The sequence below is a fragment of the Rhodococcus sp. DMU1 genome (assembly GCF_012272955.1).
In the GTDB taxonomy this organism is placed as follows: domain Bacteria; phylum Actinomycetota; class Actinomycetes; order Mycobacteriales; family Mycobacteriaceae; genus Rhodococcus; species Rhodococcus aetherivorans.
On record NZ_CP050952.1, the window covers coordinates 5,580,718 to 5,593,886 of the forward strand.

Sequence of the window (13,169 nt, forward strand, 5' to 3'; positions counted from 1 at the left end):
CGAGGACCCCAGTTTCCGCGCCGAGGGACGGCGATCGACCCTATTCGAACATCGGGCTAATCGGACACAGTCCAGGTGTCGTGCCCGGTCAACAAGGACTGCAGGGAGTCTCGGCGGTCGAGACCGCCGGTGCGGGCGCTCTCGTTCTGCTCCCGCACCAGGTCGTCGTACGTCGGACGGGCAACGCTGCGGAACACGCCGAACACGGTGTGTTCGAGGTCCTGGTCGGACAGCCGCGACAGCGCGAAGGCGTACTCCGGATCGTCGGCGTGCGCATCGTGCACCACGATCGCACCCGGGTCGGCCGTCGCCGTGTCCACCACGCGCAGTCCGAATCCGTCACGGACGACGCACTTCTGACCCTCGGCGCCGAACACGATCGGCTCACCGTGGCGCAGCGGGATCACCCGCTGCTCGGCGTCCTCCTTGCGCAGCACGTCGAAGGAGCCGTCGTTGAAGATCGGGCAGTCCTGATAGATCTCGACGAACGAGGTGCCCCGGTGCTCGGCTGCGCGGCGCAGCACGTCGGTCAGACCCTTGCGGTCGGAGTCGAGCGCTCGGGCCGCGAAGGTGGCCTCGGCACCGAGAGCGAGGGACAGCGTGTTGAACGGGTGGTCCACCGAACCCATCGGCGTGGACTTGGTGATCTTCCCGACCTCGGACGTGGGCGAGTACTGCCCCTTCGTCAGGCCGTAGATCCGGTTGTTGAACAACAGGATCGTGAGGTTCACGTTGCGGCGCAGCGCATGGATCAGGTGGTTTCCGCCGATCGAGAGGGCATCGCCGTCACCGGTGACCACCCACACCGACAGGTCGGGCCGGGTGACGGCCAGACCGGTCGCGATTGCCGGCGCACGGCCGTGGATGGAGTGCAGGCCGTAGGTCTCGAGGTAGTACGGGAACCGGCTCGAACAGCCGATGCCCGAGACGAACATCAGGTTCTCGCGCCGCAGGCCGAGTTCGGGCAGGAAGTTGCGGATCGCGGCCAGAATGACGTAGTCACCGCAGCCCGGGCACCAGCGCACCTCCTGGTCGCTCGTGAAGTCCTTGGCCTTCTGCGGGGTGTCGGTCGTCGGGACGAGCGCGGTGGCACTCAGTCCGAGATCGGTGCCCACGCGGCTGATCAACTCGGTCATGCCGATTCCTCCTCGCGGTCCGGCTCCGGACGGTACTCGGCCGCAGCCAGCGCGGCGGTGGTCTTGGCGTGTTCCAGCTCGCGCAGGGTGCCGGCGAGCGCGGCATCGATCGCGTCGACGATCTCGTCGGCGAGGAAGGCCAGGCCCTGAACCTTGGTCACCGGCTGGACGTCGATAAGGTAGCGCGCCCGCAGCACGCTCGTCAGCTGTCCCAGGTTCATCTCGGGCGCGATCACCGTGCGGTACCGGCCGAGCACCTCACCGAGGTTGCGCGGCAACGGGTTCAGGTGCCGCAGGTGCAGGTGGGCGACCGCGGTGCCGCGACGCCGGGCCCGGCGGCACGCCTCGCCGATCGGCCCGTAGGAACTGCCCCATCCCACGATCAGCAGTTCCGCCTGCCCCGACGGATCGTCGACCTCGGCGTCCGGGACCGAGATCCCGTCGATCTTCGCCTGGCGCAGGCGCACCATCAGATCGTGGTTGGCCGGGTCGTAGGAGATGTTGCCGCTGCCGTTCGCCTTCTCGAGGCCACCGATCCGGTGCTCGAGGCCGGGCGTTCCGGGGATCGCCACGGTGCGGGCCAGGGTTTCGCGGTCCCGGGCGTAGGGGCGCAGGGGCGCACCGCCGGCGTCCGGGCCCGTCTCGTAGCCCGGCTCGATCGGGGCGAGCTCGTCTACCCGCGGGATCTGCCAGGGTTCGGAGCCGTTGGCGATGGCGCCGTCGGACAGCAGCAGCACCGGGGTCCGGTAGGTCAGGGCGATGTGGGCCGCCTCGACCGCGGTGGCGAAGCAGTCGGCCGGCGAGCGCGGCGCGAGCACCGCGACCGGCGACTCACCGTTGCGCCCGTACAGCGCCTGCAGCAGGTCGGATTGCTCGGTCTTGGTCGGCAGGCCCGTCGACGGTCCGCCGCGCTGCACGTCGATCACCACGAGGGGGATTTCGGTCATCACGGCCAGGCCGATGGCCTCGCTCTTGAGGGCCAGGCCCGGACCGGAGGTGCTGGTGACGCCCAGGGCGCCGCCGATGGAGGCCCCGACTGCCGCGCCGATGGCGGCGATCTCGTCCTCCGCCTGGAAGGTGGTCACGCCGAGGCTGCGGTGCTTGGTCAGCTCGTGCAGGATGTCGGAGGCGGGAGTGATCGGATACGTCCCGAGGAACACCTCGAGCCCGGACAGCTCACCGGCGGCCACCAGGCCGTAGGCCAGGGCGGTGTTGCCGGTGATCTGCCGGTACGTACCGGGCGGCAGGTCCGCCTTGGCCACCTCGAACGTCGTCGCGAACGTCTCCGTGGTCTCGCCGTAGTTCCACCCGGCGTGGAATGCGAGCAGGTTGCCCTGGGCGACCTGCGGCTTCTTGGCGAACTTGGTGCGCAGGAACTCCTCGATCCGCCCCACCGGCCGGTTGTACATCCACGACAGCAGCCCGAGCGCGAACATGTTCTTCGCGCGTTCCCCGTCCTTGCGGCTCAGGCCGGCCGGCTCGACCGCCCCGACCGACAGGCTCGACATCGGCACCTGGTGGATCACGAACTCGTCGAGGCTGCCGTCCTCGAGCGGGCTGGCGGCGTAGCCGACCTTGGACAGGTTGCGCTTGGTGAACTCGTCGGTGTTGACGATGACGGTGCCGCCGCGCGGCAGGTCGCCGATGTTCGCCTTCAGCGCCGCCGGGTTCATCGCGACGAGGACGTCCGGGCGATCACCCGCGGTGAGGATGTCGTGGTCCGCGATCTGGATCTGGAACGACGACACGCCGGGCAGCGTGCCCTGCGGTGCCCGGATCTCGGCGGGGAAGTTCGGCTGCGTCGCGAGGTCGTTGCCGAACGCGGCCGCTTCGGAGGTGAACCGGTCGCCGGTCAGCTGCATGCCGTCGCCCGAGTCGCCCGCGAAGCGGATGACGACTCGCTCCAGCTTGGTGGTGTTCGCGTCCGTTGTCATGGGTGCCTGCCTCTGGTCCGCATTCTGCCCCTAATGGGCTTCCTTCACGAGTTGCTTGGCCAGGGAATCGAAGATCACCTCGGTCGAGCCCTCGTAGATCCGCATGGGACGGGCCTCCCGGTAGAGGCGCTCGAGCTTCCCGCCGCGCACGAGCCCGAAGCGGCCCATGATCTGCACCGAGCGGTCGACGACGCGGGCGGCCGCCTCGGTGGCGCCGACCTTTGCCATCGACGACAGGTGCAGATTGGCGCGTGCGTCGCGGGCCGACGCGGCGGCCGCGCGGTAGGTCAGCGAGCGCGCCATCTCGATGTCGGTCCAGCAGGAGGCGAGGTGCTCGGGCACCGATCCGAGACGCGCGAGGCTGACGCCGAAGCCCTCCCGGGTCTTGGCGTGGGCGACCGCCTCGTCCAGCGCGGCCTGGGCCACGCCGACGGCGGCGCCGGCCACGGACACGCGGAACGTGGCGAGGGTGGCGAGGACGAGCCCGAAGCCCTTGCCCGGTTCCCCGATGCGGTTGCCGACCGGTACCTCGACGTTCTCGAGGATGACGTCGCTGAGCACGTGGGGCGCGATGATCTGGTGCGGGCGCTCGATGCGCAGGCCGGGCGCGTCGGCCGGGACCAGCACGAGGGAGTATCCGTCGCCCTCGCGGGCGAGGATGCTGTAGAAGTCCGCGTCGCCGCCGTTGGTGATGAAGGACTTGTGCCCGTCGACGATCAGCTTGCCGTCGCGCTCGACGACGGTGGTGCTGAGTGCCTTGAGGTCGGAGCCGACGTGCGGCTCCGTCAGGCCGAGCGCGGCCACGGCCTCGAGCCGGGCCACCTTGGGCAGCCACTCCGCCTTGAGTTCCTCGGAGCCGCCGACGCTGATGCAGTAGCTGCCGATGCCCTGCATGCCGAACATGGAGTCGAGGTGGGCCGACTCGGCGGCGAGGGCCTCGCGCACGATGGTCACCGCGAGCGAGTCGACCTTCTCGAAGCGACCACCGTAGGCAGCCGGCACGACGACCTCGGTGAGCCGGGACGCGGTCAGCCGCTTGCGGACGTCCGGATCGAAGCTGTCCGCCTCGTCGGCGCGCGCAGCGATGTCGGCGCACTCGGCCGCGAGGTCCCGGGCTTCCCGCTGGAGGTCGAGGTACCGCTGCGGCAGGGCGAACAGGTCCTGCTGGTCGTCACTCACCTTGTACTCCGTTCTGGCGATGCGTCCGATCCACCGGGTGCGACACGGCGGTGTGACTCGGCGCGGTCTCGGCCATTGTCGTGAACTGGATCACTATCCGCTAATCTATGATCACAATAGCAAGGAATTGGGTACCGTCAACCAGGACCAGTGGAGGAACTCGATGACCGATTCAACAACCGGCCGGACCCGCCCGGGGTTCGACCCCGTCCGCGCGTTCGATCTGACCGACCGCACGGCGATCGTCACCGGCGGCAGCCGGGGCCTCGGCCGCGCCATGGCGTTCGGGCTGGCTCGCGCCGGCTGCGACGTCGTCATCGCCAGCCGTGACCTGGCCTCCTGCCAGGCCACCGCCGACGAGATCACCGAGGAGACGGGACGCAAGACGCTTGCGCACTCGTTCCACGTCGGACGATGGGAATCGATCGAGGAACTCGTCGAGGCGGCCTACGGTCACTTCGGGAAGATTGACGTGCTGATCAACAACGCGGGCATGTCCCCGCTGTACGACAGTCTCGACACCGTCAGCGAAACGCTGTTCGACAAAGTGATCGGGGTGAACCTCAAGGGCCCGTTCCGGCTCGCGGCACTCGTCGGAACCCGCATGGCGCAGGGCGACGGCGGATCCATTATCAACATTTCCAGCGCCGGGTCCGTGCACCCCAGGCCGGACATCCTTCCCTACGCCGCCGCCAAGGCCGGACTCAACGCCGTTACGATCGGCATGGCGCACGCGTTCGGTCCCACGGTGCGCAGCAACGCAATCATGGCCGGCACCTTCCTCACGGGCGTGAGCAACTCGTGGGACATGGAGGCCTTCTCCCATCGGGCGCAGCGCTTCGCCGCCAAGCGCGGCGGACAGCCCGACGAGATCGTCGGCGCCGCCCTCTACCTCGCGAGCGACGCCTCGAGTTTCACGACCGGCTCCATCGTCACCGTCGACGGCGGCCACCCCTGATCCACCCGGAAGGACACGACATGACCACCGCCACCACCGCCGTCACGCAGCAGCGCTTCCAGCTCGCCTACGGCGACTGCGACGCCGTCGGGATCTCGTACTTCGCCATCAACTACCCGTGGATGGAACGCACGTACAGCGTCTGGCTGCACTCGTTCGGCCTCGACAGCCACACGTTGCTCGACACCGTCGGCGTCTACACCGTGGGCCTGAAGTCGGAGTGCCAGTACATCACCAGCTGCGAGGTGTTCGACGAGCTGACCTGCACGGTCGTCCTCGACCACCTCGGCACCACCTCGTACGCGCTGGGATTCGACTTCGAGCGCGGCGACGAACTCGTCGCTCACGGCAAGATCACGTTCGCCGTGCGCGGCGCCGATGGAAACAAGGCCCCGATCCCGGAGCGGCTGCTCGCCGCCCTCCGGACGCTGGAGCCGCCGAAGACGACGCAACCGTAGTTCCCGCGCGAGTTCCCGCGCGCGAAGGGGGCGTCCACTCCACCGAGTGGACGCCCCCTTCGGCATCTTCGGCGTGCGCGAAATCCATTGACAATTACCAAATTCCGCATACAGTCGTCAGCATCGGTGATCTGGATCACTTCGACTCCGATCCCGAACCGTCCGCGGAGGCGCTCGCCCCTGAGCGACGCAACTCCCGCTCGACCGTCGATTCGACGATCCGCAGAGGCCCGAGCGACCGCAGGAGAGCCCCCGTCCCATCCCAGCCGATGCGCGAGCATCGACGGCGGCTTTCCTCGGGACGGACCTGTCGACCGGCGCGGGAGCAGCCCGCCCCGGAATCACGAAAGCGAATGGACATGGGAACCAACGAAAAGAAGGTCGTACAGAACTGGCTCGCCGCCGTCCGCGGCGATTCGGAGGGGGTGGGAGACGCGTTCACCCGCTACTTCCATCCCGATGCCACCTGGACCCTCATCGGATCCACTCCCATCTCGGGCACCTACAAGGGTCTCGAGTCCATCCAGAACGACTTTCTCGGCGCGAACTTCCGCGGCGAGGAGCGCGAAGGCCCGTCCGTGCAGGGCCTGAGCCAGGAGTACGGCATCAAGCCACTCGAGGTCGAGGACGTCCTCTCGCTGGAGGACGGGCGCGTCGTCGTATTCTGCCGCTCGGATGGCATGGGCCGCAACGGGGTTCCGTACAAGAACCAGTACTGCTGGATCGTCACCGTCCGCGACGACAAGATCGCGGCCATGCTCGAGTTCTGCGACACCGCCCTGATCGAGCAGGCGCAGTTCGACAAGATGATCGTCCCCCGGGGTACCACCACTCCCGTCTACGAACACTGATCCGCCACATTTCCCTCGACGCAAGGAGCAATCATGGCCAAGCAGGGACGACTCACCCGGGAGAAATTCGGCTACACGATGCCGGTGGACGAGCCGCTCTACCCGAAGCCGCCCGTCTACTATCGCGACATGGAGACCATCACGGTCGCCTACGAGACCGACGAGAACGCCGCGCTCGACCTCCTTCCGGAGGCAGCGGGTTTCGAACTCACTCTCCCCGCAACCGTCCGCATCGTCATCGCCAAGATGCCGTTCACCACGTTCGGTGCGTACGAGGAGGCTTACCAGTTCCTCGACTGCACGTGGGAGGGCGAGCCGTGCATCTATCCCGTCCGCATCCTGCTCAACCAGGAGTCGGCACTCGCCGCCGGCCGTGAGATCTGGGGCAACCCCAAGAAGTTCGGCCACATCGAGTGGCAGCAGGAAAGCGAGGTCATGCAGGGAATCGTGGAACGTCCCAAGGGAAGCCGCATCTGCACCGTACAGATGAAGCCGGAGCGTCCGGTCGACCTCGAGCCCTACGACATGAAGCCGATGGGCCTCCGGGTCATCCCGAATCCCGAGGGTGGGGACCCGTCGCTCGCGGATCTGGTGCTCAACTCCTGCCGTGTGACCCCGAAGCAAGCATGGTCCGGGCGCGGCTCGATCTCGTTCGGTGTGGAATCCGAACTCGATCCATGGCACACCCTGCCGATCAAACGGATCACAGACGCCCTCTACGTCCGCTCGGACATGGACGTCGCGCCGACAGCGAAGGTCGTCAAACGGTTCTTCTAACCCGCTGCGGGTCCAGCATGTGCAGCCGACTCGGATCGGACGACGAGTACGACGCGGCGCTCGCCGACTACCGCCGGCGTGGCAGCACCCTCGAGCTGGACGGCAGATTCGGTGCGGGCGCCCACTCCTCACGAGTGGGCGCCCGTTCCCGTCGAGAACTCGTTTCACCAATATGCGTTGACATCATTCGAATCGTATTTATAGTTATCAGCACCTAGTGATCCGGATCACTGTCCACCTCCGGCCCCAGACCCTCGGCGGAGCGGCACGACCCCGACCGGTGCTCCGGCACCGATCCTGCTCGACCCTCGATTCGACGATCAGGAGATCCCAGAGTGACCGCAGTCGATCCCCGCCCCATCGCCCCCGACATCCTCTCCCCCGAGTTCCTCGACAACCCGTACCCGCTCCACCGCGTGTTGCGCGACCACTACCCGGCCCTGCACCACGAGGGCACGGACAGCTACCTGATCAGCAGGTACGCCGACTGCGCCGAGGCCTTCCGCAGCCCGAAGTTCTCCAGCCGCAACTACGAATGGCAGCTCGAGCCCATCCACGGCCGCACGATCCTGCAGATGGAAGGGCGCGAGCACTCCACGCACCGCGCGCTGCTCAACCCGTTCTTCCGCGGCAACGGACTCGAACGCTTCATGCCGGCCATCACCCACAATGCCGCCCAGCTGATCGGCGACATCGTCGCGCGCAACGCCGGCGAGTTGCTCGGCGCGGTGGCCCGGCAGGGCGAGGCCGAACTCGTCTCCCAGTTCACCAGCCGATTCCCCATCAACGTGATGGTCGACATGCTGGGCCTGCCCAAGAGCGATCACGAGCGGTTCCGCGGCTGGTACCTCTCGATCATGGCCTATCTCAACAACCTGGCCGGAGACCCCGAGATCAACGCCGCCGCCGAACGCACCCATGTCGAGCTGCGCGAGTACATGCTGCCGATCATCCGCGAACGACGCTCGGGCGACGGCGACGATCTGCTCTCGCGCCTGTGCCGCGCGGAGGTCGACGGCGAGCAGATGTCCGACGAGGAGATCAAGGCCTTCGTCAGTCTGCTCCTCGTCGCCGGTGGCGAGACGACGGACAAGGCCATCGCCAGCATGATTCGCAATCTGATCGACCATCCCGAGCAGATGCGGGCCGTGCGCGAGGACCGCACCCTCGCCGACCGCGTCATCGCCGAGACGCTGCGGTATTCCGGACCCGTCCACATGATCATGCGCCAGACCGAGGACGAGGTGCAGATCGAGGACTCGACCATCCCCGCAGGGGCGACGTGCATCATGATGCTCGCGGCCGCCAACCGCGACGAGCGCCACTTCTCGAATCCGGACGAGTTCGACATCTTCCGAACCGACCTCAACGTCGACCGAGCATTCAGTGGTGCGGCCAACCACGTGCAGTTCATCCTCGGCCGCCACTTCTGCGTGGGCTCTATGCTCGCGAAGACGGAGATGACCATCGCGCTGAACCTCGTGCTCGACACGATGGACTCGATCGAGTACCAGGACGGCTTCGTACCGCGCGAGGAGGGCCTCTACACCCGCAGCATCCCCGAACTGCGCGTGAAGTTCGAACCGACCGGGAAGCTCGGCTGACAGCCGCGACAGCCGGCCGTCCGCGCATGCGATCGCGTACGCGGACGGCCGGCACTGCCGCGTCGACGAAAGACGGCACTGCCGCGTCGACGAAAGACGGCACTGCCGCGTCGGCGAAAGACGTCACTGCCGCGTCGGCGAAAGACGGCACTGCCGCGTCGGCGAAAGACGTCACTGCCGCGTCGGCGAAAGACGTCACTGCCGCGTCGGCGAAAGACGTTACTGCAGCGTGTAGTCCGTCAGTACCCGGCGACCGGGCGTGAAGGTGGCCGGGATGCGCTGGTAGCCGGTGTTCACGCCCTGTCGCGGGTACGGCTGCAGCGCCGCGAGGTCGACGTCGTAGTCCGGCATCCGTTCGAGCACCTGGCTGATCAGAGCGTGCGACATGTACCGGCCGAGGTGCGAACCGGCGCAGCGGTGCACACCGATGCCGAAGGCGGTGTGCCGGTTGGGCCACCGTTCGATGTCGATCTCGTCGGGCTTGTCGAACAGTTCCGAATCGCGATTGGCGGAGGCCCACGACAGCAGCACCCGGTCGCCCTTCTGCATGGGGCAGCCGTGGAACTCGACGTCGTGCGTCACGGTGCGGGCGAGCGCCTGGGTCGGCGAGAAGTACCGCAGGAACTCCTCGATGGCGTGATCGAGGAGATCGGGGTGGTCGATGAGACGCTGCCGCACGTCCTTGTGGCGGCTGAGCCAGACCAGCGAGTTGCTCACCAGGGACGCGGTGGTGCCGACGCCGCCGGAGATGAGCAGGTCGACGATCGCGAACACGTCGTGATCGTTCATCGGGCTGCCGTCGACCTCCTGCTGGACGAGGTAGCTGATGATGTCGTCCTTCGGATCCCGTCGCCGTTCGGTGATGGTCTGCTCGATGCGTCCGGCCAGGTACGGGAAGTCGACCTCGACCGCGCGGGTGTGCTCGGGGGTGCCCGGAATTCCCGCGAGCACCTGGAAGTGGGCGTTGGAGTAGCGGCGCCACTCCGAGACGTCGAGTCCGAGCCACTCCACCGTGACGATCGAGGGCACTCCGATGACCGACGTCAGGTCGCACTCACCGCTCTCGATCACGCTGTCGATGAAGCCCGCGACGTGCCGGTCGATGGTGGGCTTCATCTTCTCGACGGCGGCCGGCGCACTGACCGGGTTGACGATCCTGCGGTACTTGCGGAACTCCGGGGGATCGAGCTCGATCGGAATATGGTCGTGATGCGGGGTTTTCGGGATCACCACGGACAGCCCGTCGCCGCCGTACTCGCTGCGCGCCGAGGAGAACGTCTCGTCGTCGCGGGCGGCGTCGAAGACCGAACTGTAGTCGGAGAGCACCCAGTATCCGCCGTGAGCGGGAGTCCAGCCGATCTTGACGGTTTCGCGGATCTTCCGGTACGACTCGGCCGGGTCGGCCGAGTGCTCGGGCGAATTGTGGTCGAAGTGGACGACCGGACAGCGAGCGGGGCTTTCCATCGTGCGTTCCTTCCGAGACGGGATTCGTTGGCGGCGAATCGGGTTCTAGGCCTTGGCGAGCAATCCGGCGTCGATGGGCAGGACCACGCCGGTCACGTACCGGGCCTCGTCGGAGGCCAGCCAGACCAGGGCATTGCTGATGTCGACGGCCTCGACCCAGGGGACGTCGAGTTCGTTGCGCCGGCGGCAGTGGTCGACGATGTCGGCCTGCGTGGGCGACTCAAGGTCCGGACGGTAGATGCGGTACATGGCGTCGTTCTCGATCATGTCCGTCCGGACGGTGCCGGGGTTGAGGGTGTTGACCCGGATGCCGTGTTCCCCCAGCTCGTTGGAGAGGGTGCGCATGAGGCTGACGACCCCGCCCTTGCTGGCCGCGTAGTGCCCGAGGTTGCGGCTCGCCCGGATCGCCGCGACCGAGCTGGTGAGCACGATCGCGCCGCCGGTACCCTGCTCGATCATCCGGGGCACGACGGCCCGCACGGTGTGGAAGACACCGGTGAGGTTGACGTCGATGACGTTCTGCCATTCCTCGTCGCTGAGATGCCAGGTGGGCGTGAAACTGACGATGCCGGCGTTGGCGCTGACGATGTCGAGGTGCCCGAACTCGTCGACGGCGTCGGAGACGAGGAGGTCGAGGGCCGCCTGGTCACGCACGTCGACCACCCGGGACAGGCAGCGGCGGCCCGTCGCCTCGACGAGCCGGTGGGTCTCGGCGAGGTCGTCGGTGGTGGCGAGCGGATACGCGACCGTGTCGACGTCCTTGCAGGAGTCGAGGATCACGACGTCGGCACCCTCCTCCGCGAGGCGGACGGCGTTCGATCGTCCCTGACCCCGGGCGGCGCCGGTGACCAGCGCGACCTTTCCGGCTACTCGTCCCATGGGTGCTCCCGTTCTCATTGTATGCGTACTGTGACGAACCGCACTCTAATGCTTATCATGATTATTAGCTAGTGAGCCCGCAAGGTCCGAAGGTCCCCGATCGCCGGACACCTACGTCCCGTGCCGGCACAGGTTCCGGAGCCGCGCGCACGGCAGTCAGCCGCGACAGCAACGAACGGCTGTCGCGGCTGACTGGGGACCGCGCGGATATTCGGCAGGGATCCCTCCCCTGATCCGTCAGGCGAGCGACACCGGCCGCAACGGCGCCGCGGCCGGATCCGCCGACGGATCGGCCGCACGGAGCGACGCCCTCGCCGCGGCCCGGCCCGCCCGGTAGCCGAATACCAGGGCAGGGCCCAGGGTTCCGCCGGCTCCGCCGTAGACCATGCCGGTGGGGGCCGCCATGACGTTCCCGGCGGCGAACAGGCCGGGGATGACCCGATCGTCGACGTCGAGGACCGCGCCGTCGGCGTCGGTGCGCGGACCGCCCTTCGTGCCGAGCGTGCTGCTGTGGATCTGCACCGCATGGAAGGGGGCCCGCGCGACGGGTCCCAGGGTGGATTCCACGCCGGGGTACCTGTTCTTGTCACCAACGAACCCGTCGTACACGCTCTCGCCGCGGTGGTACTCGCTGTCGTGGCCCCGGCGCACGTCCTCGTTCCAGTGGGCGACCGTCGATTCGAGGGTGTCCGCGGGGACGTCGATCTGCCGTGCCAGATCGGCGAGAGTGTCGGCCCGCACGACCCACTCCGGGGCTTCGGTGCCCGGCGCGGCCCCGAACGCCCCGTACTTCTCGACGTGGTCGGCGTCGAAGATCAGCCAGCACGGCTGGTTCAGGTAGTCGAAGTCGTGCGCGTCGAGCTGGTGGAACGCCCCACCGAGCGCGTTGTAGTTGGTCGCCTCGTTGGTGAACCGCCGGCCGAGCCGGTTGACCATGATCGAGTGCGGCGCAGTGCGCTCCCGGTGCACGAGCTGGACGGCCTGGGCACCGTTCGCCCGTTGCCCGGGCAGCACCGCGACCGGCGCCCACCAGGCCTCGCGCATGTTGCCGAGCTGCGCGCCGACGCGCATCGCCATGCGCAATCCGTCCCCCGTGCACGTGGGCACGGTGGCGGGGTGCGCCATCGGTCCGCGCAGGAAGTCGCGCCGCAGCCGCTCGTCCCATTCGAAGCCGCCGGTGGCGAGCACGACGCCGTGCTCCGCGCGCACGTCGTGCGCCCCGTTCCGCCCCTCGAATCGCACGCCGGTGATGCGGCCGGACTCGTCCTGGATCAGCCGCACGCCCCGCTCCCCGGTGTGCACGGCGACGCCCTCGTCGAGGCAGCCCTGGAGCAAGGCCGCGATCATGCCGCGGCCCAGGCCCTCCACGCGGTCCCGCTCCCGCTGCTCGAGCACGTCGGGGGGAAGGTGGCCGGTGCCGCCGCCGATGGGGGTCTCCGCGACCGTCATACGGCGCGGGACCCCGACGAGCTTGTCCTCCCATCGGCCGAGGTCGATGAAGCTGAACAGGTCGGGTTCGAGGGAGCGTCCGCCCTGCGGCATCCCGCCGGGCCGCTCGGGGTGGTAGTCGGGGTAGCCGGCGACGAGGCGCATCTTCAGCGGCGTGGTGTCGAGCCAGTCGAGCAGTTCGGGAACGGTGTCGACGAACGCCTCCGCGAGTTCGGGCAGGATCATCCCGTGCGACAGGGATTCGAGGTAGGCGAGGGACTGCTCGCGCGAGTCGACGATCCCCGCCTCCCGCGCGTACCGGTTGTTCGGCAGCCACGCCACGGCGCTCGACAGGCACGTGGTACCGCCGAGCAGTTCGCCCTTCTCGAACACGCCCACTCGGGCACCGCACCGGGCGGCCGACAGGGCGGCGCACAGTCCGGCACCCCCGCTGCCGAGCACGATGACGTCGTAGGCGTCCGATCCGTCGTTGTCTTGCAT

The 13,169-nt window shown here is 68.0% G+C and carries 11 protein-coding genes; 5 read left to right on the forward strand and 6 right to left on the reverse strand.

Going from position 1 to position 13,169, the window contains the following annotated elements:
* Positions 1-56: 56 nt before the first annotated feature.
* The 3 genes from HFP48_RS25490 to HFP48_RS25500 are packed head-to-tail and all read right to left on the reverse strand — an operon-like array spanning position 57 to position 4,249.
* Positions 57-1,136, reverse strand: a complete 1,080-nt coding sequence (locus tag HFP48_RS25490; RefSeq protein ID WP_043802038.1) for a 2-oxoacid:ferredoxin oxidoreductase subunit beta — start codon at positions 1,134-1,136, stop codon at positions 57-59.
* Entirely contained in the window at positions 1,133-3,070 is a 1,938-nt protein-coding gene (locus HFP48_RS25495) for a 2-oxoacid:acceptor oxidoreductase subunit alpha (protein ID WP_168580263.1), read from the reverse strand. Before HFP48_RS25495 ends, HFP48_RS25490 begins: the two co-directional genes overlap by 4 nt.
* A gap of 30 nt (positions 3,071-3,100) precedes the next feature.
* Complete coding sequence (locus HFP48_RS25500; RefSeq protein ID WP_006934114.1) at positions 3,101-4,249, reverse strand: acyl-CoA dehydrogenase family protein; 1,149 nt, start codon at positions 4,247-4,249, stop codon at positions 3,101-3,103.
* A 163-nt stretch (positions 4,250-4,412) separates the two neighbouring features.
* Between HFP48_RS25500 and HFP48_RS25505 the strand changes: the two genes are divergently transcribed.
* From HFP48_RS25505 to HFP48_RS25525, 5 genes are all read left to right on the forward strand, one after another.
* A complete protein-coding gene (locus HFP48_RS25505) occupies positions 4,413-5,207 on the forward strand; it encodes a glucose 1-dehydrogenase (RefSeq protein WP_168580264.1) in 795 nt (264 codons plus the stop codon).
* A gap of 20 nt (positions 5,208-5,227) precedes the next feature.
* A complete protein-coding gene (locus tag HFP48_RS25510) occupies positions 5,228-5,665 on the forward strand; it encodes a hotdog domain-containing protein (protein ID WP_006934119.1) in 438 nt (145 codons plus the stop codon).
* 359 nt (positions 5,666-6,024) lie between these two features.
* Positions 6,025-6,516 carry a nuclear transport factor 2 family protein gene (locus tag HFP48_RS25515; protein ID WP_144415056.1) on the forward strand — a complete coding sequence of 164 codons (492 nt, stop codon included), beginning with the start codon at positions 6,025-6,027 and terminating at the stop codon, positions 6,514-6,516.
* A gap of 33 nt (positions 6,517-6,549) precedes the next feature.
* Entirely contained in the window at positions 6,550-7,293 is a 744-nt protein-coding gene (locus tag HFP48_RS25520; RefSeq protein ID WP_006934121.1) for an acetoacetate decarboxylase family protein, read from the forward strand.
* A gap of 335 nt (positions 7,294-7,628) precedes the next feature.
* Entirely contained in the window at positions 7,629-8,897 is a 1,269-nt protein-coding gene (locus tag HFP48_RS25525) for a cytochrome P450 (RefSeq protein ID WP_168580265.1), read from the forward strand.
* A gap of 219 nt (positions 8,898-9,116) precedes the next feature.
* Here HFP48_RS25525 and HFP48_RS25530 read toward each other — a convergent pair whose 3' ends face one another.
* The 3 genes from HFP48_RS25530 to HFP48_RS25540 form a co-directional block, all read right to left on the reverse strand.
* Positions 9,117-10,361 carry a cytochrome P450 gene (locus tag HFP48_RS25530; protein ID WP_006941607.1) on the reverse strand — a complete coding sequence of 415 codons (1,245 nt, stop codon included), beginning with the start codon at positions 10,359-10,361 and terminating at the stop codon, positions 9,117-9,119.
* Positions 10,362-10,406: 45 nt separating this feature from the next.
* Positions 10,407-11,240 carry a mycofactocin-coupled SDR family oxidoreductase gene (locus HFP48_RS25535; protein WP_006941613.1) on the reverse strand — a complete coding sequence of 278 codons (834 nt, stop codon included), beginning with the start codon at positions 11,238-11,240 and terminating at the stop codon, positions 10,407-10,409.
* A gap of 237 nt (positions 11,241-11,477) precedes the next feature.
* Positions 11,478-13,169 carry an FAD-dependent oxidoreductase gene (locus HFP48_RS25540; protein WP_043802030.1) on the reverse strand — a complete coding sequence of 564 codons (1,692 nt, stop codon included), beginning with the start codon at positions 13,167-13,169 and terminating at the stop codon, positions 11,478-11,480.